This is a genomic window from Halomonas sp. Bachu 37, assembly GCF_039691755.1.
Lineage (GTDB): Bacteria > Pseudomonadota > Gammaproteobacteria > Pseudomonadales > Halomonadaceae > Vreelandella > Vreelandella kashgarensis.
Genome location: NZ_CP137552.1, coordinates 3,324,732 through 3,347,203 on the forward strand (window position 1 = coordinate 3,324,732; position 22,472 = coordinate 3,347,203).

Here is a 22,472-nt window from a genome sequence, read left to right on the forward strand (position 1 = left end):
CTACCACCAACCATGAAAATGGTGGACCGGGCCGCGCCCCTTGCCCACGTCCAGCCGCTGCCCGCCTTCAAGCGCGGCGTGCAGCCACTGCTTGGCCGTGCGAATCGACTCGTACACGTCGGATTGGGATTGGGCATCGTTGGGGAGCCGAGCCAGGATGGCGGCGATCGCCGAGGAGAGCGCGCAACCGGTGCCATGCAGGTTGTTGGTGTCGATCCGTGACGCCGGCAGCCACTCGTAACCGGCGGGAGTCGCCAACAGATCGGGACAGGTGGTGCCGCGTAAATGGCCACCCTTCAACACCACATAGGGAGCGCCCAACGCCGTCAGGCCCGGTAGCATGGACTCCATCTGATCGAGAGACGTCGGCGAGGGACTATCCAGCAAAACCGCCGCCTCCGGCAGGTTGGGCGTGATCACGTCCGCCAGCGGGACCAGTACATCGCGCACGGCACGGATACCGGCATCGTCCACCAGAATATCGCCGCTCTTGGCTACCATCACCGGGTCCAGCACGATCCAGCGGGGACGGCGAGCCTTGAGTACCTCGGCGATCACATCCGCCACCTCGCGGCTGGCCACCATGCCGATCTTCACCGCATCGAGGCTGACATCATCCAGCAAGTGCTCGAGCTGCTCGCGGATGGCTTGCGGCGCCACCGGATACACGCTGGCAACGCTGCAGGTATTTTGCGCGATCACCGCGGTAATGACATTGGTGCCATACACACCGAGCGCGGAAAACGTCTTCAGATCGCCCTGCAGGCCGGCGCCGCCCGACGGGTCGGAGCCGGCAATGGTCAGTACCTTGGCAATACGCGACATGACAATCTCCTAGATAACTGAGCTCTAGATGACCGAATCCTGGATGACCGAGCCCTTAGATGACCGAGGGCAACCAAGTGGCCAACGCAGGAAACAGTGCCAGCGCCAGCAGCATGGCCAACTGCAGCAGGATGTATGGAATGACTCCCTTGTAGATGGCCGTGGTAGGCACCGACTCCGGCGTTACCCCGCGCAGATAGAACAGCGCAAAACCGAACGGTGGGGTCAAAAACGAGGTCTGCAGGTTCACGGCGATCATGATGCCGAGCCAGATCGGATCGATACCCATCGCCAGCAGCACTGGACCCACGATCGGCACCACCACGAAGGTGATCTCGATGAAGTCGAGGATGAAGCCGAGCAGGAAGATCACCAGCATCACGATCAGGGTCGCGCCCACCACGCCGCCGGGCATGGCTTCGAACAGCTCGGTCACCAGCTCCTCGCCGCCATAGGCGCGAAATACCAGCGAGAACAGCGCCGCCCCGATCAGGATCAGAAAGACCATGCTGGTCACCTGAGCGGTGGAACGTACGGCATCGCGCAACATGGCGACACTCATGCGTCGATTGGCGGCAGCCAGCACCAGGGCGCCGAAGGCACCTACCGCCGAGGCTTCGGTCGGTGTGGCAAAACCACCCAGAATGGAACCCAGCACCGCAACGATCAGCAACACCGGTGGTAACAGCCCTTTCAACAACAGCGGCCACAGGCTGCCGCTATGCCCCAGCTCGGCCATCAACGCCTCGCGGTCGGCGGGAGGCGCCAGGCTGGGCTTGAGCCAGGCCACTATCAGCACATAGATGATGTAGGCGACCACCAGCAGGATGCCGGGCACCAGGGCGCCGATGAAAAGATCACCGACGGACAGTGTCTTGGGGCTCCAGACACCCATGGAGAGTTGCGCCTGCTGATAGGCGCTGGACAGTACATCCCCCAGCAGCACCAGAGCAATGGAGGGCGGAATGATCTGGCCCAGGGTGCCGGTGGCGCAAATGGTGCCGGTCGCCAGCGCGGGGGAGTAGCCCCGCTTGAGCATGGTCGGCAGCGAAAGCAACCCCATGGTGACCACGGTGGCGCCGACGATACCAGTGGAGGCCGCCAGCAGCATGCCCACCAGTATCACCGCGATTCCCAGACCGCCGCGCAGAGCGCCGAAAACCAGCGCCATGGCGTCCAGCAGCGTCTCCGCCACCCGCGACTTCTCAAGCAGCACCCCCATCAGCACGAAAAGGGGCACCGCCAGAAGGGTCTGGTTGGTCATGATGCCGTAGAGCCGATTAGGCATGGCACTCATCATGCGCGGCTCGAAGGGCACGACCACACCCATCGACTGCAACAACAACCCGAGACCGGCAAATGCCAGTGCCGTGCCCGCCAGTGACAGGGCTACCGGATAGCCCAGAATCAGTACTGCGCAAACGGTCAGGAAGAGAGCCAGGGGCATGAATTCAAGCAGCGTTGCCAACACTAGACCATCTCCTCGTGGGCGGGCTCGTTACCCGGTACCAGTCCGCGTATACGCATCACCTGGCGTATCAGCTGCGCAACGGCCTGGATCAGCAACAGCACTACCATGGCCAAAATCAAGCTTTTCAGCACGAACACGCCGGGAATACCGCCGTCCGGCGAACGCTCCTGGATATGCCAGCTGGTCATCACATAGGCAAAGCTGGAAACGCCGATGAAGAGCATCACCGGCAGTAGCAGAAACAGCGTGCCCAGCAGGTCGATCCAGGCTCGTCCCTTGTCCGACAGGCGCCGGTAAAAGATATCCACTCGCACATGCCCGTCATGACGCAGCGTCCAGGCGGCACCCAGCATGAACACCGCCGCGTGCATGTACATCACCGACTCCTGCATCACAATGCTATTGATTCCAATCACATAGCGCATCACCACAATAGCGAATTGCACTACCATCATGACCAGTACCAGCCAGGAAATGGCGCGACCAACGAGTTCAGTCACTCGGTCCAGCCACCTCAGCAGGCGGGGTTCGCGTGGGTTGGCATGCATGAGACTTACCTGCAAAAGAAAAACGGCCCCGAATCATCGCCGATTCCGGGCCGAACGTCATCCCCCATCCCCGCACCGACAGGAAAGAGAGAGGTAAAAAGTCAGCCTTTTTCCTTAACGGCAAGAGGCGAGGCCAGGTTCGCCAGACACGCCTGGGGCAACTTGACATCGATGGCGATGGGCAAGTGGTCGGAAAACAGATGGTCGAGTACGCGTACGTTATCGGCATGCAGTGATTCCGACAGCAGGATGTGATCCAGTGCCCGTCGCGGCTGCCAGGATGGATAGCTCAGCAAGGGCTTGACCGGATGCAGGGGCAGTGACGTGCTGAAACGCTCATGAGCATGCAATTGATCCTGCGTACAGTTGAGATCCCCCATCACCACGACATGGCGCAGCGGCTGGATGATCTCGCTGAGGTAGTTCAACTGCCTCACCCGGCCTCGATGGCTTAGCGCCAGGTGAGCCACAAAAATATGCAGGGCGTCGGGGCCTTCCCCATAACACGCATGAATGGCACCGCGACCGGGAAGCGTTCCCGGCAGGCGATACTCCTCGATACGGGTGGGAGAGAGACGTGAAAGCAGGCCGTTGCTGTGCTGGGCGACTCGCCCCAGATTGCGGTTGAGCTGCTGAAAATGGTGGGGAAACCCGGCTCGGGTGGCCAGGTATTCGACCTGGTTGACGCGGCTGGAACGAAAGCTCCCGCCATCCACTTCCTGAAGGCCGACGATATCGAACCTGCCGAGCACCTCACCCATCATGTCCAGGCGCTGGAGCCGTCGTGGGTGCGGCAGAAAGTGCTGCCAGCTGCGGGTCAGATAATGATGGTAGGCGGAAGTCTGGATGCCGACCTGCAGGTTGAAGGTCAACAGCCGCAAATGACCGCTATCCAGCAACGGCACTTTGGCATCCAGACGACTCATTGTTTCAAACCACCTCGTTATCCAGCCGTTTCATTTATCTATACGAGCTATTTCAAACGACTTATTTCAACCGACTTATTTCAAGCGGTTATTTAAAATAGGCTATTCATTACTCACGTTCGCTGCGCACGCGTTCGACCAGCGTTTCGGCAATACGCGGCATGTTGTCCAGACTACCGGCGCTGCTCGGCGTCACCACGTAACGACCATCGACGATCAGGGCGGGCACGCCCATCAGGCGCATGTCACGCATGCGGCTGTTGGCCTGGTTGACCTGGCTGCGTACATTGAACGCTCCCAAGGCTTCCTGCGCTTGCTCTTCGCTGACGCCGTAGTTGCTGAAGAATTCCGCCAGCTCATCCTCTTGGGTCAGCGAGCGGCCCTCTTCGTGAATGGCGTGGAAGAAGTCGGCGTGCAACTCGTCGAGGATACCCAGCTCCTTGGCAGCGTAGAAGGCGCCGGCGTGCTTGTTCCAGTCGCCACCCATGGTGGCCGGAAGACGCTGGAAAGCGACGTCGTCGGGCTGCTCGGCCACCCAGGCGTTAAGCGGCTCTTCCAGGTTGTAGCAGTGCGGGCAGCCGTACCAGAAGGCTTCGGTAACCTCGATCTTGCCATCCTCGACCTGAGTTTCCACCGGTTCCTTGAGCAGCGTGTAGTGCTCGCCCTCGACCAGTTCCGTGGCCCCGGCCAGGGTAGATAGGCTCAGACCGGCAATCGCTATCATTAACGTCTTGAACATAAATCGATTCTCCATGGGAAGCGAGCTTGGGACACTCCTCGCCGGGCAAGGTTCCATGAATACGCAGGCCGGGGTCGGCTTTCGCCTCTCCGGCCTGCAGGTCCAGACACGGCCTATCACGCCACGCTGCGGTCCGGAGGCTCAGTGCGGCTCCGACAACTCAGTGCAGCCCCAACAAATAGTTGGCTACGGCCTGCATATCCGCATCGCTCATCTGAGAGGCGATATCGCGCATGATACTGTTGGGATCATTGGCGCGCTCCCCGGCGGCAAAATCTTGCAGCGTGGCCACGGTGTAATCCACATACTGACCGGATAGTGCCGGATACACGGCGGTCCCGATACCCTGGCCCGTGGGCGTGTGGCAGGCGGAGCAGGCCGGAATGCCCTTGCTCATGTCGCCGGCGCGAAAGAGCGTCTCGCCACGCGCCAACAGCTCGGCGTCATCCTCGGCCTGCCCCAGGTTGGCATCCTGGTTGGCGAAATAGGCCGCCACGTCCCAGGCATCCTGGTCGCTGTAATCGGACACGATGGCGGTCATTTCCGGCACGACGCGCTCACCGTCGCGAATCTCTATCAACTGCTTGGCGATATAGGACATCTGCTGGCCGGCGATGTGCGGAAACGCCGGCGAGGGGCTGATGCCTTGCTGGCCGTGACAGGCCGAACAGACTTGAGCTTTCTCCTGCCCCGCCGCTGCATCCGCATCGGCTTCGAGGTCAGCGTGGGCGGTGCCAACGGCACCCATGGTAATTGCCAGGCTTGCCAGTAACTTTCTCATTGCTAGTCCACTATGCCGTTTGGTTATTGACTGGTACGCATCCCGGGCGCCGCCCAATGTTAAGCAAATTATCGGCTCACCAAGCTATCGGTTCACCAAGCCATCGGTTCACTAAACTATCAAGGCTGGGTTGGCACCGCCGAACAGGCGACCCCTTACGGGTGTTCGCTGTCGGCCAGAGCGCGATGGTACACTAGCGCCCCAGGTCGCAGATATAAAACCCTTGCATTATAACGAATCAGCACGGCGGCGGGAATGCAACTCCCGGCCTGCTTTCGTGATGAGCGCTATACTCCCTGCCACAAAACGCCGCACCAGAAGCCGGTTTGTGGGTCTATACCCTTTGGTTTCATCACTTCCAGGATCGTTTCATGCCGTCAAACACACCCGCCGACACATCGATACCACGATTGAACTACCCTACCGCGCGTTTTCTGATCAGCGCACCTACGCTCGCTCTGTGCCCTGAGGATACCGGCGCCGAAATCGCCTTCGCCGGCCGTTCCAACGCGGGAAAGTCCAGTGCCATCAACGCGCTGACACAGCAGAACAGCCTGGCACGGACTTCCCGGACCCCGGGGCGTACCCAGTTGATCAACTTCTTCACTGTCGCCAACGATTCGGCTCTGCGGTTAGTCGATCTTCCCGGCTACGGCTATGCCAAGGTACCCGAAGCGGTGAAGCTGGAGTGGCAGCACCACCTCTCCGAATATCTGCGCGAGCGTTACAGCCTGCGTGGCCTCGTCCTGCTGATGGATGTTCGACATCCGCTGACCGAATTCGACCAGATGATGCTGGGTTTCGCCGACCAACGTAACATGCCGGTGCATATTCTGCTCACCAAGGCCGACAAACTTAAAAACGGAGCCGCCAAGAACGCCCTGCAACAGGTACGCAGTCGTCTGCGCGAATGGGAAGATCTGGTTTCCGTGCAGCTATTTTCCTCACTCAAGCGTGACGGCGTGGATACACTCTCCCGGCGTCTCGATCAGTGGTTTGCTCCGCCAATCGAGTGACTCGTCTCAGTGACTCGCTCGAGCAGAGCGGGTAGCTGGCGTATATGCGCCAGCCGATGAACCCCCGCCGGCAAGGCCCGAGGTGCCACGTCTTCCGGGGCGATCCATACCGCCTGCATACCCAACTGCTGGGCAGGAAGAATATCCTCATGCCAGGAATCTCCCACGTGCATGGCGCGCTCCGGTGCCACGTCAAGTCGTGATAGCGCGGTGAGAAATGCCTTGGGGTCGGGCTTGGGCGCGAGTATCTCGCCAGCGGCGATAGCCACCGAAAAATAGGCAGCCAGCGGCTGACGCCCGAGGTGAATGTTGCCGTTGGTGATGGCCGCCAGCCGGTAACGCTCCCCCAGGGCTGCCAGCAATCCGGCCGCTTCGGGATGAGGAGTGACCTGAACGCGCAGGCGGTGGAACTCGTTCATTGCCGCAGCGGCCCAGAGAATCGCGGCGCTGCGCGGCAGGCCATACGCTTCCAGTTGGGCTTCGAGTGCGCGCAGCCGCAGCCAGGTGAAGTCGCCGCGCCGCTCGGGTACTTCCACGGCAATTCGCTGGCGACGCTGCAGGTAATCCGCCATCCCCTCGGCCTGGCCAAGCGCCAGCGGCGGCTCCCGGCGTGTCGAGCGCCAGGCGCCCAGCGCCTCCAGCAGCCAGGCATAGTGCCCCTCTTCGGTGCGCAGCATGACGCCGCTGTTGTCCCACAGCGTATCGTCCAGATCGAAGGTCAAGGCTTGCAGACGGGACATCACGGCTCTCGGTTTTCTCGGGATTGTCGTTTGGCACGAGGGTGGGCGCTATCGTAGCTGGTCGCCAGGTGCTGCCAGTCGAGCCGGGTATAAACCTGCGTGGTGGCCAGGTTGGCATGGCCCAGCAGCTCCTGAACCGCACGTAGATCCTGGCTCGACTCCAGCAAATGGCTGGCAAACGAGTGGCGCAGGCGGTGCGGATGCAGATGTTCCGGCAAGCCACGTACCACCGCCAGTTGCGCCAGGCGCTTCTGGATCGCCCGATGGCCCAGGCGATTCCCCCGCGCGCCGACGAACAGCGCGGTTTCATCGGCCGCGGCCAGTTGACCCCGTACCGCCTGCCACTGCGCCAGTGCCGCCTGAGCCCGACGGCCCACAGGGACCTGGCGCGGCTTGGCACCCTTGCCTATCACGCGTACCTGCTGGTGGTGAACGGCATGAATGTCCAGCGAGGCGAGCTCAGCCAGGCGCAGGCCGCTGGAGTAGAGCAACTCCAGCATGGCCTGATCACGGATCGCCAGGGGCGAACCGTCATGAGGGGTATCCAGAAACTGGTTGAGCTGGTCGATATCCAGCGGGCGAGGAAGATGGCTTGGCTGACGTGGGGTACGCAGCAGCGACACCGGATTATGGGGCAGGCTCTCTCGCTTCACCAGGTAATCGGCGAAGCGGGAAAGCGCGGCTCGGCGGCGCGCCAGGCTGCGCGGGGCCAGGCCCTTGCTGCGCTGGGCGCCGAGGAACGCACGCAGCAATGGGGTATCCAGCGCCTCGGGCTGCGTCACGTCGCGGCTTTCGGCAAAGGCGCTCAGCGCCTGCAGGTCCTGGCGATAGGCTATCACCGTGGCGGGACTGGCATAGCCGCCCAGCTGCTTGAGGAACGCCTCGATGGCAGCGCTCAGCGCCGTCTCACTCATGGCCGCCAAGACGTGTCAGCAGGCGTGCCACCACATCTCCCAGATATTCGGTAAACAGCGTATCCATGCTGGCACGGTATGTCTCGGGGTCGGGGCTCGCCAACAGTAAAAATCCCAGCGGCTCACCTTCGGCAAGGCGCGTGATGGCACAGGAGCCCGCCTTGCGTGGCGCTTTCACATGAGGCAACAGGCACTTCCAGTCGCTGACGCTGAGCTTCACGCAGCGGCTGGTGCGCCCATCCAGCAAGGCGCCCAAGCGGGCGCTGGCATGCTGATCCAGCACCTGGCGCGGCGGCTGCGGTGGGGTCGGCTCGCTATCGCTCAACGACGCCGGGCACCACAGCGCTACCGCCGATGTGCCGAAATGTTCGCTGAGCTGGGTGGCGAGTGCCTGAGCCAGGGCATCGCGGTCGGGAGCCGCCACCAGCGCCAGCAGCGTCTCACGAAGCCGCCGGTACTGGGCTTCGTTGTGGCGAGCGGACTCCAGCAGATGCTCCAGCCGGCTTTCGGCGGTTTCGGCGCGCTGGCGCAGGTCGATCACCAGGCGCTCCAGCAGCGATATCGCCCCTTGGGTTTCCGGATGCGGCACCGCCAACTGCTGCAGCAAGCCTTCACGCCCGACAAAGAAATCGGGATGTCGGGCCAGCCAGAAGGCCACTTGATCGGGATCCAAGGTCTTGCGTGGCTCGGGGACCGAAGACATTGCCTTACTCCTGTTTTCCACTTAGGCCTGTTTACCACGTGGTCTTATATTCCACTAGGCCTATCAGCTTAACGCGATGCGCCCATCGAACACACGCGTTGCCGGCCCCACCATGATCAACGCCGCTTCCGGATCGGGCCATTCGATCACCAGCTCACCGCCGGGCAGCTGAACGTTGACCGGGCTCTTGAGTAATCCCTGACGAATGCCGCTGGCAACCGCCGCGCAAGCGCCGGTGCCGCAGGCCAGGGTTTCTCCACTGCCACGCTCGAAGACGCGCAAGCGAATGGCATTGGGCGAGACGATCTGCATGAAGCCCACGTTGACCCGCGCTGGAAAACGCGGGTGCGCCTCGATAGCCGCACCCAGACGTGCTACCGGCGCCGTTTCCACGTCATCCACTTGCAGCACCGCGTGCGGGTTGCCCATGGAGACCACACCGACTTCCAGCGTCTCACCGTCTACGTCAAGCTTGTGCAGGGGCTGATCACCGGGCGCCTCGAAAGGCAGTGCCGAGGGAGTAAAGCGGGGACTGCCCATATCCACACGCACCTGGCCGTCGTGCTGTACCGTGAGCGTCAACGGACCACCGGCGGTTTCGACACGGATATCGAGCTTGTGGGTCAGTCGCTGGTCGCGCACGAAGCGGGCGAAACAGCGCGCACCGTTGCCGCAGTTCTCCACTTCACTGCCGTCCGCGTTAAAGATGCGATAACGGAAATCCATCTCCGGGTCGCGGGGTGGCTCGACGATCAGCAGCTGGTCGAAACCGATGCCGAAACGCCGATCGGCCAGGGCGCGAATCTGCTCTTCGCGCAGACGAGCCCGCTGGGTGACGAGATCCACTACCACGAAATCGTTGCCCAGCCCGTGCATCTTGGTGAAGTGCAACAGCATCAGAGCGCTCCCGCCGGCAGCAGCGCTTCACCGGTCCACAGCTCTTCCAGGCGTTCCCGCCTTCGCACCACATGCACCCGGTCGCCATCCACCATCAGCTCCGCCGGACGCGGTCGGCTGTTGTAGTTCGACGCCATCACGAAGCCGTAGGCACCGGCGGAACGCACGGCCAGCAGGTCCCCCTCGCCGATCGCCAGTTCGCGGTCCTTGCCCAGGAAATCGCCGGTCTCGCATACCGGGCCGACCACATCGTAAAGGCCCGTTTGCCGCGCGTTACGGGTATCCACCGGCACGATGGCCTGCCACGCCTGGTAGAGCGAAGGCCGGATCAGGTCGTTCATCCCCGCGTCGACGATGGCGAAATTCTTGGTTTCGCCGGGCTTGAGGAATTCCACCCGGGTCAGCAGCACACCGGCATTGGCGGCGATCGAGCGGCCCGGTTCGAACAGCAACGTCAAGCGTTCGCTGCCCTCCCAACGGGAGAGACGCTCCAGCAGTGCGGTGGCGTAATCGAACGGCTGCGGTGGGCGCTCGTCGCGGTAGGTCACCCCCAGACCGCCACCGAGATCCAGGTGCTCGACGACGATTCCCTGCTCACGCAGGCGATCGAGTAGCGCCAACAGCCGCTCCAGGGCATCCAGGAACGGGGCGGTCTCGGTCAACTGGGAGCCGATATGACAATCCAGGCCCACCACCTTCAAGTGCGGCAGCCGCGCCGCCAGGGCGTACACCTCGAGGGCCTCGTCCACCGCGATCCCGAACTTGTTGTCCTTGAGGCCGGTGGAAATATACGGATGGGTACCGGCATCCACGTCGGGGTTGACCCGCAACGACACTGGCGCCACCCGCCCCAGACGCTCGGCCACCCGGTTCAGCCGCTCGAGTTCCGAGCGCGATTCCACGTTGAAGCACTTGATGCCGACCTCGAGCGCCCGCGCCATCTCAGCTTCCTGTTTGGCCACGCCGGAGAACACCACCTTGGCGGGATCGCCGCCCGCCTTGAGCACACGCTCCAGCTCACCCACGGAAACGATATCGAAGCCCGCCCCCAGGCGCGCCAGTAACCCCAGCACCGCCAGGTTGGAGTTGGCCTTGACCGCGTAGCAGATCAGGTGAGGATGGCCGCCCAAGGCCTCGGTGTAGGCGCGAAAGTGGCGCGCCAGGGTAGCCTTGGAATAGACATAGCACGGCGTCCCGTGGTCGGCGGCGATGCGGGGAAGCGGCACATCCTCCGCATAGAGGACGCCATCGCGATAGTTGAAATGATCCATTCAGGTCTCCTGCTCGGCGGCTGGGCGTTGATCGGCTGGCTCCGGGTCGGGAAGGTAAAGCGGCCCCTTCTGGCCACAGGCCGCCAGCAACATGACCGCCATCGCTAGCGGCGCCACCCTCAGCCAGGCGCGTCTCGGCATCACATCGCCTCCTTCAGCACATTCAGCGCCTCACGGGCACGCTGCGCCGCAGCCCGCACCTGATCGGGCGCGGTACCGCCGATATGATTGCGCGCGGCCACGGAGCCCTCCAGGGTCAGCACCTCGAACACGTCCTGTTCGATGATCGAGGAGAACTGTTTGAGCTCATCGAGCGTCATTTCCGAAAGGTCCTTCTTCTCGCGCAGGCCGAACGCCACGGACTGGCCGACGATCTCGTGGGCATCGCGGAAGGCCACACCCTTGCGCACCAGGTAATCGGCGAGGTCGGTGGCGGTAGAGAAACCACGCCGCGCGGCTTCGTACATGCTGGCCTTCTTGGGTTCGATGGCGGGCACCATGTCGGCGAACGCCTTGAGGCAGTCGCGCACCGTATCGATGGCGTCGAACAGCGGCTCCTTGTCTTCCTGATTGTCCTTGTTGTAGGCCAGCGGCTGGGACTTCATCAGCGTCAAAAGCCCCATCAGGTGGCCGTAGACCCGCCCGGTCTTGCCGCGCACCAGCTCGGGCACGTCGGGATTCTTCTTCTGCGGCATGATCGATGAGCCGGTGCAGAAGCGGTCGGGCAGGTCGATGAAGTCGAACTGGGCGCTGGTCCACAGCACCAGCTCCTCGCTCATGCGCGACAGATGCATCAGCAGGATACTGGCGAAGGAGGTGAATTCGATGGCGAAATCGCGATCGCTCACCGCATCCAGCGAGTTCTCGGCGGGGCGCTCGAAACCCAGCAGCTCGGCGGTGACATGGCGGTCGATGGGATAGGTGGTGCCGGCCAGGGCGGCAGCGCCCAGCGGCAGCACGTTGACACGCTTGCGACAGTCCAAAAGCCGCTCGTGGTCGCGGGCGAGCATCTCCTGCCAGGCCAGCAGGTGGTGGCCGAAGGTGACCGGCTGGGCGGTCTGCAGGTGGGTGAAGCCCGGCATGATGGTGTCGGCTTCGCGGTCGGCAAGCTCGATCATGCCGTCGCGCAGGCGCGCAAGCTCGACCTCGATGACATCGATCTCGTCACGCAGGAACAGGCGAATATCGGTCGCCACCTGGTCGTTGCGCGAGCGGCCGGTGTGCAGCTTCTTGCCGGTGATGCCGATCTTGTCGGTCAGCCGCGCCTCGATATTCATGTGTACGTCTTCCAGCGGCACCGACCACTCGAACTCGCCGCGCTCGATCTCGTCGCGAATCTCGCCAAGCCCGCCGACGATGGCGTCGCGTTCGTCATCCGTCAGCACGCCCACCCGCGCCAGCATGGTGGCGTGGGCGATGGAACCCTGGATATCCTGGCGCGCCAGGCGCTGGTCAAAGCTGACGGAAGCGGTGAAGCGCTCGACGAAGGCATCGGTGGGCTCGCTGAAACGACCGCCCCAGGACTGGTTAGTGGCTTGGCTCATCAGACGGGTATCCTGAAAACAAGGGTCAAAAACAAGACGAATAGTTGACGGAAAGTGTACCAGAGTCCTCTCGGCTCGCGGCAGGCGGTTTCGCTGGAGATTTTACAGCGTGGCCGGGTGCTTTATGATGAGAGGACACAATCATTGACTCGCCGTGTCGGCGGTAATGCCGCGCACAGGGTTCCGGAACGTATCCGGCAAAGGGAGTAACACGTGCAATCCATTACCAAGCTGCGCATTGCCACACGCAAGAGCCAACTCGCCATGTGGCAGGCCGAACACGTCCGCGATCGGCTGATGGCGGCCAACCCCGGCCTGGAGGTCGAACTGGTGCCTCTCTCCACCCGGGGCGACAAGATTCTCGATACGCCGCTCTCCAAGATCGGCGGCAAGGCGCTGTTCGTCAAGGAGCTGGAAGAAGCCATGCTGGATGGCCGCGCGGACATCGCCGTGCATTCGATGAAGGACGTGCCCATGCACTTTCCCGAAGGCCTGGGGCTTTCGGTCATCCTGGCGGGAGCCGATCCCACCGATGCCTTCGTCTCCAACCACTACGCCGATATCGACGAGCTGCCGCAAGGGGCGCGCATCGGTACTGCCAGCCTGCGCCGCGGCCTGCAGCTACGCGAAGCGCGGCCGGACCTGGAGATCCTCAACCTGCGCGGTAACGTCCAGACCCGCCTGGGCAAGCTTGACGATGGTGAGTTCGATGCCATCATCCTGGCCACCTCCGGGCTCAAGCGCCTGGGCCTGGGAGACCGCATCGCCAAGGCGCTGCCGCCGGAAGTCTGCCTGCCGGCTTGCGGTCAGGGTGCGCTGGGCATCGAGTGCCGTCTGCACGACCCGGAGCTGATTTCCCTGCTGGCGCCGCTGGACGACCCGGACACCGCGACCCGCGTGCGCGCCGAGCGGGCCATGAACACTCGCCTGGAAGGCGGCTGCCAGGTTCCCATCGGCGGTCATGCCATTATCGAAGCCGACCGCAAGACCCTGTGGCTACGCGGCCTGGTGGGAAATCCCGATGGCAGCCAGGTACTGCGCGCCGAAGGGCGCGGCTCCCTGGACGAACCCGAGGCACTGGGTATTCGCATCGCCGAGGAGCTGCTCGATCAGGGTGCCGGCGATATCCTCGCCGAGGTATACGGCAACCAGAGATGACATCCCCGGTACTCATATGCCGACCGGGTGAGCGCGGCGAAGTACTGGCCGAGGCCATCCGCAGCCAGGGGTGGCCTGTCGAGAGGCTCGATGTCATGCAGCTGGTTCCCCTGAAAGAGAGTGCCGCACTGCGTGATACCTGGCTGAACATCGACCAGTTTCAAAAGGTAGTGGTGGTCAGCCCCTTCGCCGCCCAATGCCTGGCCGAGGCACTGGACCGTTATTGGCCCCAGTTGCCATTGGGCATTGCCTACTACGCTGTAGGTGCGGCCACCGCTGCCGCCCTGCATCAGTTGCTGGGAATCCGTGTTCACCTTCCCAGCTCGACTCGGGAAGATACCAGCGAAGCGCTGCTCGAGCTGGCGTCACTGCACGAGGTCGCAGGACAGCGCATACTGCTGGTAACCGGCGAAGGCGGCCGCCCCCTGCTGGACGATACGCTTTCCAGCCGAGGGGCGCGCATCACACGTGCCGCGACATATCGCCGCCAGTTGGACGCCCCCGCAAGTGGCATGCGGGAGCGCCTGGCCAGAGGAGATTACCGGGCGTTGATCGTCACCAGCGGCGAATTACTCGAACATCTGGCAAACTGGTGCGATCAGGCAGCCTTGAACCAACTGCTAATCGTTTCCAGTCGCCGTTTGGCTACACTGGCCGGCACACTGGGCTTTCGTACTCCCATGGTGGCATCGGGAGCCACCCCGGCAGCACTGACAGCCGCGTTGGCTCGGGCCTGCAACCCGAAGGATGCCGATGTCGATCAAGGAACTTAACAAGGGCTAGCGACAGATGAGCAAACAACCATACGATCAGGACGACACCCAAAAGCCGTCCGCCGACACGAACAGCGATCGCTCGGCGTCCAGTGAAGAGACGAAAGCGGCCTCATCGACAGGTCCCGCGCCCGGTAACGCATCCGGTCAGCAGCGCAAGTCGCGCCGCTACAACAATCGCAAGAACGCTGCCAATGGATCACAGGAAGCCGGGGGCAAGGGCAACCCGCCGGACGCTTCCGCCAAGCCGTCCAGCGCTTCTGCAACTCCAGGTTCCGGTGCCGTCAACGGCCAGGACGACAAGACCGTCCCACCGACCTCCAAGCCGGAAACCTCGGCGACGGCGACCAGCGCCTCCAATGCCAGCTCTGCTAATACGAACTCTTCCAGTACAGGCTCTTCCAGTACAGGCTCTTCCAGTACAGACTCTTCCAGTACGAGGACGAGCAGCACCCCGTCAGCCAAGGCCACGACGCCCCCGCCTCCCTCGGGCACCACGACAGGTGGCGGTAAATCCAGCGGTGGCGGCAAGGCCGGCCTGCTGGCATTGGCCCTGGTGGTGATATTGGCGATTGCCGTACTGCTGTTCGGCTGGCAAGGCTGGCAGCGCCTCGATTCCCAGCAACAGCGTCTTGACGATATTGCCGCCAGCAGCCAGGAGAGTGCGTCACAGGAAGAGCTGCAGGCTCTGGAATCGCGCCTGGACAGCGGCGAAACAGAGCGCAACGAGGCACTGGATTCCGCCCTCGAGGAGCTGCGCAGCGAATTCGAAAGCTACCGTAGCGAAGTCGACGAGACCCTCGATGAAGTGCTGGCCGAGCTTTCCAGCGAGCAGGAGACCGACGATCGCGAATGGCTGCATGCCGAAGCCGCTTACCTGCTGCGCCTGGCCAATCAGCGCCTGCAGCTCGAACGCGACGTCGAAGGCGCCATCGCCCTGCTGGAAACCGCCGACGAGCGCCTGGCGGAAGCCGACAACCCCGCGTTGACCCCGGTGCGCCGCGCCATCGCCAATGAGCTGGCCGCACTCGAAGGCGTACCCGAGCTGGACCGTACCGGCCTCTATCTCGCCCTCAATGCCCAGCAGGAGCGCATCGCCAACCTGCGTCTCTCCCAGGAGATCGAAGAGCGTGCCATCACCTCGGGAATCGAACAGCCCCCCAGCGGCGCCTTCGAGCGTCAGCTCGCCCGCTTCGGCGCCGAGCTGAGAGACCTTGTGGTGGTGCGTCATCACGACGAAGCCCTGGAAGCGTTGATCACACCCGAACAGGAAAGCTACCTGCGCCAGAGCCTGCGCCTGATACTCGAGCAGTCGCAGCTGGCGCTACTCAAGGAGGAGCAGGAACTGTTCGAAGCCAGCCTCGACAAGGCGGTGAACCTGCTGGAAGGGTATTACGACACCAGCCGCAGCGAGACACAGGCTGTTATCGAACGGCTCGAGGAACTCAAGCAGACACGCATTCAGCCGGAGCTGCCCGATATCAGCGAGTCCCAGCAGACGCTGTCCGATTTCATCGAGCACCGGTTCCAGTCGCGCAGCGACGATGGAGGTGAAGCATGAGGAAACTGCTGCTACTGATCGTCCTCGGGCTTGCCGTGGGGGCACTGTTCGGGCATCTGATGATGTCCGTGCCGGGATACTGGCTGATCCGTGTCGGCGATACCTCCTTCCAGACCTCATTCTGGTTCGGTCTGGTGCTGCTGCTCGCCGCGTTCTTCATCATTCACTTCGCCCTGCGCCTGCTGGCAGGGCTGATTCGCCCCATGGGGCGTTTCCGGCGCTGGAACAGCCGGGCTCGCAATCGCAAGGCCATGAAACAGACCGTACGCGGCCTGGTGGCGCTGACCGAAGGCCGCTGGAAGCGGGCGGAAAAGACCCTGGTCAAGGCCGCCGACGACTCCAGCACGCCGCTGGTCAACTACCTGTCCGCCGCACTGGCCTCGCACTACCAAGGCCACTACGACAAGGCACAGGCGCATCTCAACCAGGCACAACTGACCACGGAAGGTGCCGATACCGCCGTGGGATTGATGCAGGCGCAGTTGATGATCGACCGCCAGCAACCGGAAGAGGCGCTGGCCATCCTCACCCGTCTCGACAAGCAATTGAACAATCATCCTCAGGTGCTCAAGCTGCTCAAGCAGGTCTACCTCAGCGTCAGCGACTGGGAGGGCCTGCGCCGGCTGATTCCCCGCCTCGCCGCCCAGAGGCTGATTTCCGCCCAGGAGCGCGAGCAGCTGGAGTTCAAGGCCTACCGCGAGCTGATCGTGTTCGAGGCACAGAATCCCAGCGATATCGAACGCGTACGCGGCTTGTGGGCCGACATGCCCGATTACCTGCGCGCCAATACCGACCTGATCGTGCTCTACACCGAAGCCCTGGTTCGCGCCGGGGAGGAACCGATCGCCGAGCGGCTGCTCAGCCACTCGCTGGACCAGCACTGGGATAATCGCCTGGTCAAGCGCTACGGGCTGATCAACGTCGATGCCGCGCGGCAGTTGGCCAAGGCGGAGAAGTGGCTGCAGCAACGGCCCAACGAACCGGAACTGTTGCTGGCGTTGGGTCGTCTGTCGCTGCGTACCGGCCAGTGGGGCAAGGCCCAGGAGTATTTCGAAGCCAGCCAGCGCCAACGTCCCAACGGCGTGGTATGCGCCGAGCTTGCCCGTCTTTTCGCCAGCCTCGGCGAGCACAACAAGAGCCAGCTCTACTACCGCCAAAGCGTGGAAATGCTGGCCAAGTCGCTACCCTCGCTACCCCAGCCCAGCGACGCCAACGAAGGCAAGACTCCGCAAGAAAAGGACGCCAAGAAGTCGGCATGACACCTTGACATTTGACCAGCAGAACCCACGGGTGCCCCTAGCGGCACCCTTTTTTTGTCTAGAAAACAGCCGCTTATAGCTTCCCTCGGTGCCGCCATAACTCGCCCCTACGCATGATGCTTGAGTGAATGGCATGCAGACACTCGCCACACAAAACAGATAACGCAAAAATAAAGACAACTACTTGACATAAATTTCCGTGATCCCTATTTTAAACTTAAAACACCCAAAGTGAAGAGCCTCTTTAAAAACCCAAATAATCGCCAAATATTAAATAAAAACTGGAGCTTAGGTATGAAAATGACAACAAACCTGACGCCCGAACGTTGCATTGCCATGAAGGATAGCGGCGCATGGAATGACATGCTCATTACCGATTATCTTGATGAAGCGGTTTCCCGGGTTCCCGACAAGACTGCTATCATCACCTACACCATGGCCTCTGGTGAGCATTCGACACTTAGCTATCGCGAACTCGCCGAGCGTGTCGCCCGGATTGCGGTGGGGCTCGTTTCATTGGGAGTCGAGCGCGATGATGTCGTTTCCTGCCAGTTACCCAACTGGTGGCAAATGACCGCGCTGCACCTGGCTTGTGTACGCATCGGCGCCATCCTCAATCCCTTGATGCCTATTTTCCGTGAACATGAACTGCGTTTCATGCTGGCCCAGGCGGAGAGCAAGGTACTGGTCGTACCGACGGTATTTCGCGGTTTCGATCATGGCGCCATGGCGGCGGGACTGAAGAAAGAGCTTGGCAGTCTGGCGCATGTACTGGTGATTGGCGGTGAAGGAGACAGCAGCTTTGATGCGTGCCTGCTCGGTCACGAGCATGACCAAACGTTGGATGTGGCCAGGCTCTTCGATGAACGCCGCCCCTCGGGCGATGACGTGGTGCAGCTGCTATACACCTCGGGCACGACCGGCAAGCCCAAGGGGGTAATGCATACATCCAATACCTTGATGAGCCATATTCGTCCCCTGGCCGAACGCTTGGCGCTGGGTGCCGACGACACCACGCTGATGCCCTCGCCCTTGGCGCATCAGCTGGGCTTTCTCTACGGCTTGATGATGCCGATCTACCTGCAAGCCACCGCCATACTCCAGGACACGTGGCTACCGCAAGAGGCGGTCAAGATCATTCGTGCCGAGCGGCCCAGCCTGATGCTCGGTTCCACCCCCTTCCTGGCCGATATTGCTGAACAAGCTATCGACCACGGCCCGGACCTGCAGTCGCTGAAGCTATTTTTGTGTGCCGGCGCGCCAATTCCCAGCCCTCTGGTGGAAAAGGCGGCTCGCAACCTGCCTACCCGCATCATTTCCGCCTGGGGCATGACCGAAAACGGTGCGGTGACCACTACCTGTCTGGAAGACGACCCCTCTCGTGCGGTGGAAAGCGATGGCCGCCCGCTGCCGTACATGGAACTCAAGGTCACCGATATCGAGGGCCGCCCCCTACCACCCGGGCAGGAAGGCAGCCTCTGGGTACGCGGCGCCAGCCTGTTCGTGGGTTACTTCAAGCAACCCGACCTCTACGGCGTGGATGACGAAGGCTGGTTCCCCACCGGCGACTTGGCGCGCCTGGATGAGCAAGGTTACGTTCGCATCACCGGCCGTTCCAAGGATGTGGTGATACGCGGCGGCGAAAATATTCCCATCGTCGATATTGAAAACACGCTCTATCAACACCCTGCTATCCAGGCCGTTGCCCTGGTGGGTCAGCCAGATGAGCGTCTCGGCGAACGCCTGTGTGCCTATGTCACCCTCAAGGAGGGTCATGACGAGCTCACGCTGGAGGAAGTTTCACGCTTTCTCACCGAGCGTCAGATGACCCGCCAGTACCAGCCGGAATTCCTGCAAGTACTAGAGGAACTGCCACGCACCCCCTCGGGCAAGATTCAGAAGTTCAAGCTGCGAGAACAAGCCACTACGGCACCCAACGCTTGAATCCCCAGATTTTACTCACGATAAGAGAGCTACCCATGCAAGGACTGAACGGAAAAACGGTCATCGTGACCGGCGGTGGTGGTGGAATAGGCCGTGCGGTAAGCCGGCGTTTTGCCGAGGAAGGCGCGTTGGTCGCTGTGCTGGATCGTGACGAACAGGCCGCTCAAGCCAGCGTCGATGCCATTGTCGAACTGGGAGGCAAGGCGCGCGCCTATGCCGCGGATATCACCGACTATGCGGCCATCGAAGCCACGGTCGCCCGCATCGAAACGGAACTCGGCACCCCTTCCGTGCTGGTCAACAACGCCGGTTTCGACCGCTTCATGCCGTTTCTGAAAACCGAACCTTCCATGTGGGAGGCCCTGATTGCGGTGAACCTCACCGGGGCGCTCAACATGCACCATGTGGTGCTGCCGAAGATGGTCGAGGCCGGGGGCGGCAAGGTGATCAATATCGCCTCCGACGCCGCCCGCGTGGGATCTTCCGGCGAAGCCGTCTACGCCGCCTGCAAGGCGGGCCTGCTGGGCTTGAGCAAGACTCTCGCCCGGGAACTTGCCACCAAGAACATCACGCTGAACGTGGTTTGTCCGGGGCCTACCGATACCGCGCTGCTACAAAGCGTGGCCGATACCTCCCGTGACCCGGAAAAGCTGTTGGAGGCATTCCGCAATGCCGTGCCCATGCGCCGCATCGGGCAACCGGAGGACTACCCGGGCATTATCGTCATGCTCGCCAGCGATGAAGCCAGCTTCATCACCGGACAGGTCATCAGTGTTTCCGGCGGACTGACGATGGCTGGCTAGCGCACGCTGATTTCCTGCTTTTATCTCATTCGGCTTCTGGAGCCCGACATGCACTACGAAGATATTCTCTACAGCGAAGATGATGGCGTCGCCACCATCACTATCAACCGGCCGGATCGCTACAACGCTTTCCGTGGGCAAACATGCATGGAGCTGCTCGATGCCTTCAATCGCGCCGGTTGGAACAAATCGATCGGCGTGATCGTACTCACCGGCGCGGGTGAAAAGGCGTTCTGTACCGGCGGTGACCAAGGAGCTCATGAAGGCCAATACGATGGTCGCGGCATCATCGGCCTTCCCGTCGAGGAACTACAGACGCTGATTCGCCAGGTGCCCAAACCGGTCATTGCTCGGGTCAACGGCTTCGCCATCGGCGGCGGCCATGTCCTGCATGTGATCTGTGATCTCAGTATCGCCTCGGAAACGGCAATCTTCGGCCAGGTGGGTCCCAAGGTCGGCTCGGTGGACCCCGGCTTCGGCACCGCTTACCTGGCCCGTGTAGTTGGCGAGAAACGCGCCCGGGAGATCTGGTACCTATGCCGCAAGTACACCGCCCAGCAGGCGCTGGATTGGGGACTGGTCAATGCCGTGGTGCCACCCGAGCAGCTCGACGAGGAGGTGCGCAAGTGGTGCGACGAGATCCTCGAGAAAAGCCCCACCGCCCTCTCCATCGCCAAACGCTCGTTCAATGCGGATAGCGAAAACATCGCCGGTATCGGGGCGCTCGGCATGCAGGCCTTGAGCCTCTATTACGACACCGACGAATCCAGGGAAGGCGTCGCGGCATTCAAGGAGAAGCGCAAGCCCGAGTTCCGCAAGTACGCCCAATAACGCCCTACCGTGAGGACTGCTGCATGAATTTTGCATTCAGCGAACAACAAGAGGCGATTCGCGATAGCGTCGCCCGTCTCGCCGGCGAGCGCCTGGCGCCCCGTTACCGCCAGCGTGAAAAGGATGCTTGCATCGAACGTGAACTGGTCGCCGAGCTGGGCGAAATGGGGTGTCTCGGTGGTGAGCTGCCCGAGGAGTACGGCGGCAGCGGCCTGGACTGCGTCACCAGCGGCATCATCGTCGAGGAGATTTCCCGGGGCGACTTCAATGTCGGCTACCTGCCGCTTCTCGCCTCGTTAAACGGCCAGATCATCGCCCATCACGCCCGGCCCGAACTGGCCAGGGAGTGGCTTGCCGGCATCACCGCCGGTCGCAAGATATGCTGTATCGCCCTCACCGAGCCCCACGGCGGCTCGGATGCTGCCAACCTCAAGCTCAAGGCCAGTCGCGACGGCGACGACTTTCTGCTCACAGGCGAAAAGACCTCCATCTCGATGGCGGACCAGGCCGACGTGGCGGTCGTGTTTGCCCGCACGGGTACCCAGGAGCAGCGTGCTGGCGGGATCAGCGCCTTCCTGGTACCCATGGACAGCCCCGGCATTTCCACCAGCCGTTTCGAGGACTCCGGCCAACGGGCCATTGGCCGCGGCTCGATTTTCTTCGACAATGTGCGCGTGCCCGCCGATCACATGCTGGGCAGCGAAGGCCAGGGCTTCAAGCAGGTCATGCAAGGGTTCGATTACAGCCGTGCGCTGATTGGCTTGCAGTGTCTGGCCGTTGCGCAACAGTCGCTGGACGAAACCTGGCAATGGCTGACCGAACGTGAAGCCTTCGGCCAGCCACTCGCCGCCTTCCAGGGCCTGACGCATCCGCTTGCCGAGTACCAGACTTACGTGCAAGCGGCCAGGCTGCAGTGTTACTACGCACTATGGTTAAAAGATAACCAGCAACCACACACCGCCGAAGCGGCGATGAACAAGTGGTGGGGGCCGAAGCTGGCCTTCGATGTGATCAAGCAGTGCATGCTGGCCCACGGCCACACCGGATGGGGCGAGGATCTGCCCTTCTCCCAACGCATGCGCGACGTGCTGGGACTGCAAATCGGCGACGGCACCGCCCAGATCATGAAAAATATCATTGCGCGCCAGTCGGTCCCTGCGTGAACGCCCGCTTTCCGCTCGGTTCATTCGATCGCCTGGACGCTATTTCCAATGCCTTAGTCAAGGAAGTTCCGATGGCGATCGAAGACGACAAGAGCGTGGCCAACCGGCTATTTTTTCGGCTTTTTCAGGTCAGCAATATCCTGCAGAAGCAGACCGTCAGTGAAGTGGGGTTGACTACCGTGCAGTGGGCGGTACTCGGGGCACTGTCGCGCAAGGGCTACGAAGAGGGAGTGTCATTCAATGCGCTTACCGAGTACCTCGTGGTCAGCCGCCAGAGTCTGGACGGTGTACTCAAGCGCCTGGAGCGTGACTCGCATATCCAGCGCATCCCGCATCCGGATGACAAGCGGGCTCGCATCATTCTGCTCACTCAGCAGGGTCGCGCCTACTGGGAGAGCCTGCAACCGCTCATTCACGAGTTCTACCGGGAAGGGCTCGCCAGCTTTTCTTTCGATGAAACGGTCAGCCTGCTGCACTACCTCAACAAGTTTCAGCACGATCTGGAGAGTACGGCGTTAAACGCCAAGGGGGGAACCACCGATACACCCTAACCAGTCAAAGTAACGCCGCCTTGGCGGCAAAATCAGCCTTACCACCCATATCGA

The 22,472-nt window shown here is 62.0% G+C and carries 23 protein-coding genes; 10 read left to right on the forward strand and 13 right to left on the reverse strand.

Annotated features, from left to right (window positions below):
* From thiD to R5M92_RS15340, 6 genes are all read right to left on the reverse strand, one after another.
* Complete coding sequence (gene thiD, locus R5M92_RS15315) at positions 1 to 825, reverse strand: bifunctional hydroxymethylpyrimidine kinase/phosphomethylpyrimidine kinase (RefSeq protein WP_346796828.1); 825 nt, start codon at positions 823 to 825, stop codon at positions 1 to 3.
* Positions 826 to 880: 55 nt separating this feature from the next.
* A complete protein-coding gene (locus tag R5M92_RS15320) occupies positions 881 to 2,296 on the reverse strand; it encodes a TRAP transporter large permease subunit (RefSeq protein WP_346796829.1) in 1,416 nt (471 codons plus the stop codon).
* A complete protein-coding gene (locus R5M92_RS15325; protein ID WP_346796830.1) occupies positions 2,296 to 2,844 on the reverse strand; it encodes a TRAP transporter small permease subunit in 549 nt (182 codons plus the stop codon). Before R5M92_RS15325 ends, R5M92_RS15320 begins: the two co-directional genes overlap by 1 nt.
* Before the next feature lie 101 nt (positions 2,845 to 2,945).
* Entirely contained in the window at positions 2,946 to 3,770 is an 825-nt protein-coding gene (locus R5M92_RS15330) for an endonuclease/exonuclease/phosphatase family protein (RefSeq protein WP_346796831.1), read from the reverse strand.
* Positions 3,771 to 3,879: 109 nt separating this feature from the next.
* Positions 3,880 to 4,509, reverse strand: a complete 630-nt coding sequence (locus R5M92_RS15335; RefSeq protein WP_346796832.1) for a thiol:disulfide interchange protein DsbA/DsbL — start codon at positions 4,507 to 4,509, stop codon at positions 3,880 to 3,882.
* A gap of 160 nt (positions 4,510 to 4,669) precedes the next feature.
* Positions 4,670 to 5,290: a c-type cytochrome gene (locus tag R5M92_RS15340; protein ID WP_346796833.1), complete on the reverse strand. Its 621-nt coding sequence runs from the start codon at positions 5,288 to 5,290 to the stop codon at positions 4,670 to 4,672.
* Between the two features lie 371 nt (positions 5,291 to 5,661).
* Here R5M92_RS15340 and yihA point away from each other — a divergent pair, with 371 nt between their 5' ends.
* Positions 5,662 to 6,306: a ribosome biogenesis GTP-binding protein YihA/YsxC gene (yihA, locus tag R5M92_RS15345; protein ID WP_346796834.1), complete on the forward strand. Its 645-nt coding sequence runs from the start codon at positions 5,662 to 5,664 to the stop codon at positions 6,304 to 6,306.
* Here yihA and R5M92_RS15350 read toward each other — a convergent pair.
* From R5M92_RS15350 to argH, 7 genes are all read right to left on the reverse strand, one after another.
* Positions 6,279 to 7,046 carry an HAD family hydrolase gene (locus R5M92_RS15350; protein WP_346796835.1) on the reverse strand — a complete coding sequence of 256 codons (768 nt, stop codon included), beginning with the start codon at positions 7,044 to 7,046 and terminating at the stop codon, positions 6,279 to 6,281. The two genes, yihA and R5M92_RS15350, sit on opposite strands and share 28 nt — an antisense overlap.
* Positions 7,046 to 7,960 carry a tyrosine recombinase XerC gene (locus R5M92_RS15355; protein WP_346796836.1) on the reverse strand — a complete coding sequence of 305 codons (915 nt, stop codon included), beginning with the start codon at positions 7,958 to 7,960 and terminating at the stop codon, positions 7,046 to 7,048. The genes R5M92_RS15350 and R5M92_RS15355 overlap by 1 nt, the downstream gene beginning before the upstream one ends.
* Entirely contained in the window at positions 7,953 to 8,663 is a 711-nt protein-coding gene (locus tag R5M92_RS15360) for a DUF484 family protein (protein WP_346796837.1), read from the reverse strand. The genes R5M92_RS15355 and R5M92_RS15360 overlap by 8 nt, the downstream gene beginning before the upstream one ends.
* 63 nt (positions 8,664 to 8,726) lie before the next feature.
* A complete protein-coding gene (gene dapF / locus R5M92_RS15365) occupies positions 8,727 to 9,560 on the reverse strand; it encodes a diaminopimelate epimerase (protein WP_346796838.1) in 834 nt (277 codons plus the stop codon).
* A complete protein-coding gene (gene lysA / locus R5M92_RS15370) occupies positions 9,560 to 10,831 on the reverse strand; it encodes a diaminopimelate decarboxylase (protein WP_346796839.1) in 1,272 nt (423 codons plus the stop codon). Before lysA ends, dapF begins: the two co-directional genes overlap by 1 nt.
* Entirely contained in the window at positions 10,832 to 10,933 is a 102-nt protein-coding gene (lptM, locus tag R5M92_RS15375) for an LPS translocon maturation chaperone LptM (RefSeq protein ID WP_417339173.1), read from the reverse strand.
* Positions 10,934 to 10,971: 38 nt separating this feature from the next.
* Complete coding sequence (gene argH / locus R5M92_RS15380; RefSeq protein WP_346796841.1) at positions 10,972 to 12,375, reverse strand: argininosuccinate lyase; 1,404 nt, start codon at positions 12,373 to 12,375, stop codon at positions 10,972 to 10,974.
* A gap of 213 nt (positions 12,376 to 12,588) precedes the next feature.
* On the opposite strand from argH, the gene hemC reads away from it, so the two are divergent.
* The 9 genes from hemC to R5M92_RS15425 all read left to right on the forward strand — a co-directional run bounded on the left by hemC (position 12,589) and on the right by R5M92_RS15425 (position 22,418).
* Positions 12,589 to 13,533 carry a hydroxymethylbilane synthase gene (gene hemC / locus R5M92_RS15385; protein WP_346796842.1) on the forward strand — a complete coding sequence of 315 codons (945 nt, stop codon included), beginning with the start codon at positions 12,589 to 12,591 and terminating at the stop codon, positions 13,531 to 13,533.
* Complete coding sequence (locus R5M92_RS15390; RefSeq protein ID WP_346796843.1) at positions 13,530 to 14,306, forward strand: uroporphyrinogen-III synthase; 777 nt, start codon at positions 13,530 to 13,532, stop codon at positions 14,304 to 14,306. The genes hemC and R5M92_RS15390 overlap by 4 nt, the downstream gene beginning before the upstream one ends.
* A 16-nt stretch (positions 14,307 to 14,322) precedes the next feature.
* A complete protein-coding gene (locus R5M92_RS15395) occupies positions 14,323 to 15,867 on the forward strand; it encodes a uroporphyrinogen-III C-methyltransferase (protein ID WP_346796844.1) in 1,545 nt (514 codons plus the stop codon).
* A complete protein-coding gene (locus tag R5M92_RS15400; RefSeq protein ID WP_346796845.1) occupies positions 15,864 to 17,126 on the forward strand; it encodes a heme biosynthesis HemY N-terminal domain-containing protein in 1,263 nt (420 codons plus the stop codon). Before R5M92_RS15395 ends, R5M92_RS15400 begins: the two co-directional genes overlap by 4 nt.
* 294 nt (positions 17,127 to 17,420) lie before the next feature.
* A complete protein-coding gene (locus R5M92_RS15405) occupies positions 17,421 to 19,070 on the forward strand; it encodes an AMP-binding protein (RefSeq protein ID WP_346796846.1) in 1,650 nt (549 codons plus the stop codon).
* A gap of 35 nt (positions 19,071 to 19,105) precedes the next feature.
* A complete protein-coding gene (locus R5M92_RS15410) occupies positions 19,106 to 19,873 on the forward strand; it encodes a glucose 1-dehydrogenase (RefSeq protein ID WP_346796847.1) in 768 nt (255 codons plus the stop codon).
* A 48-nt stretch (positions 19,874 to 19,921) separates the two neighbouring features.
* Complete coding sequence (locus tag R5M92_RS15415; RefSeq protein ID WP_346796848.1) at positions 19,922 to 20,704, forward strand: enoyl-CoA hydratase-related protein; 783 nt, start codon at positions 19,922 to 19,924, stop codon at positions 20,702 to 20,704.
* A gap of 23 nt (positions 20,705 to 20,727) precedes the next feature.
* Positions 20,728 to 21,867: a cyclohexanecarboxyl-CoA dehydrogenase gene (gene aliB, locus R5M92_RS15420; RefSeq protein WP_346796849.1), complete on the forward strand. Its 1,140-nt coding sequence runs from the start codon at positions 20,728 to 20,730 to the stop codon at positions 21,865 to 21,867.
* Between the two features lie 71 nt (positions 21,868 to 21,938).
* On the forward strand, positions 21,939 to 22,418 hold the full coding sequence (locus tag R5M92_RS15425) for a MarR family transcriptional regulator (RefSeq protein WP_346796850.1): 480 nt from the start codon (positions 21,939 to 21,941) through the stop codon (positions 22,416 to 22,418).
* The last annotated feature ends 54 nt before the right edge of the window (positions 22,419 to 22,472 follow it).